This window comes from Moorena sp. SIO3I6, assembly GCF_010672095.1.
Genome location: NZ_JAAHHU010000984.1, coordinates 1 through 1,829, shown reverse-complemented (window position 1 = coordinate 1,829; position 1,829 = coordinate 1). Strand labels below are relative to the sequence as shown.

Here is a 1,829-nt window from a genome sequence, read left to right as displayed (position 1 = left end):
TTACGATAGAGCTAGCAACAGCAATTTCAGTAGTTATCGTAAATTACAGTAATTTGGGATAATCATTATAATACTAAGTTGATTAACAAGGGGTGAAAATCGTTTATTGTCGGAAATTCCAACAATTTGGGATAATTACGATAATCCTGGTTTGACCAACTTTCTTAGTTATCCGAAATTCCAGCAATTTTAGATAATCACGATAATGCTAGGCTGACCAATTTTCTGAGTTATCGAAAATTCCAGCAATTTTGGATGAGAGTACTGTAGAGCTAGCTAGATCAATTTTCTGAGTTATCGAAAATTCCAACAATTTCGGAAAATCATAGATAGTGCTAGCAACAGCAATTTCAGTAGTTATCGAAAATTCTAGCAATTTGGGATGATCGCGATAGCGCCTTATTGAGCAACAAAGTGTGAAAATCCTTTACTGTTGGAAATTCCAACAATTTTAGAAATTATAGGATAGGACTAGCTCTATCGCGATTATCGAAAATCCCAGCAATTCTGGAAAATCATGGGATAGCACTAGCAACAGCAACTTCGCTGAAAATCCTTTACTGTTGGTAATTTCAGCAATTTGGGAAATCATGCGATCGCGCTAGCTGGATAAACATTGGGTGAAAATCCGTTATTGTCGGAAATTCCAGCAATTTGGGGAAATCATGCGATCGCGTAGCGTGACTGCATGTCAATCGCGTTAGCTTAATCAATTTGGGTAGTTATCGTAAATTCCCGCAATTTGGGTAAATCATGATAATGCTAGCAACAGCAACTTCGCTGAAAATCCGTTACTGTTGGAAATTCCAACAATTTGGAAAATCATGAGATAGCGCCTTATTGAGTAACTTCGGTTAAAATCCGTTACTGTTGGAAATTCCAGCAATTTGAGAAATCATGGAATAGTACTAGCAACAGCAATTTCAGTAGTTATCGAAAATTCCAGCAATTCTGGAAAATCATGGGATAGCACTAGCAATAGCAATTTCAGTAGTTATCGAAAATTCCAGCAATTCTGGAAAATCATGGGATAGCACTAGCAACAGCAACTTCGCTGAAAATCCTTTACTGTTGGTAATTTCAGCAATTTGGGAAATCTGCGATCACTTAGCGTGACCTACGGTCAATCGCTTTTAGCGGCTCCTAGGTCCCATCGCGTAGCGTGACTGCATGTCAATCGCGCTAGCAACAGCAATTTCAGTAGTTATCGTAAATTACAGCAATTTTCGATAATCATGGGATAGCGCTAGCAACAGCAATAAAGGGTGAAAATCCGTTACTATCGGAAATTCCAGCGATTTGGGATAAGAGTGCGATTAACTGCATGTCAATCGAGCTAACTTGAGCAACTTCTAAATCCTACTCCCCACTTCCCTCAGGTTCTTCATCCATAAGCTCAGGCAAATCAAAAATAATCACAAATTCCCCATCAGGCATTAAGCGTTTAAGCACTCGCAAATGCCCCTCCGCATCAGACCGGTTCCGGTACCGACCAACAACGACTCGTTGCATTTGTGGCAATAAACGGATGACCGCCCATGGGTATAGGCGTTCAGAGTAAGTCATACTTTAGGTATCTCCTTAACTGGGGGTCTAGAGCCAGCCTTCGGCCTTGGGAAAACTTCAGGCTGGCTCTTAACGCTTTCGCGTCTTAGGATTCTATTATAACATAAAAAACTTTAATTATAACATATTTTTTTGCAAATTTTTGTAACAAAGTCTTGGGGGAATCGGGAGTCGGGAGTCGGGAATCGGGAGTCGGGAATCGGGAATCGGGAGTCGGGAGTCGGGAGTCGGGAATCGGGAGTGGGGAATCGGGAATCGGGACA

General features: G+C 40.9%; 1 protein-coding gene. It reads right to left on the bottom strand.

Annotation, left to right across the window (positions count from 1 at the left end):
* Positions 1 to 1,359: 1,359 nt before the first annotated feature.
* Complete coding sequence (locus tag F6K49_RS45235; protein WP_075897033.1) at positions 1,360 to 1,566, bottom strand: hypothetical protein; 207 nt, start codon at positions 1,564 to 1,566, stop codon at positions 1,360 to 1,362.
* Between the last annotated feature and the right edge of the window lie 263 nt (positions 1,567 to 1,829).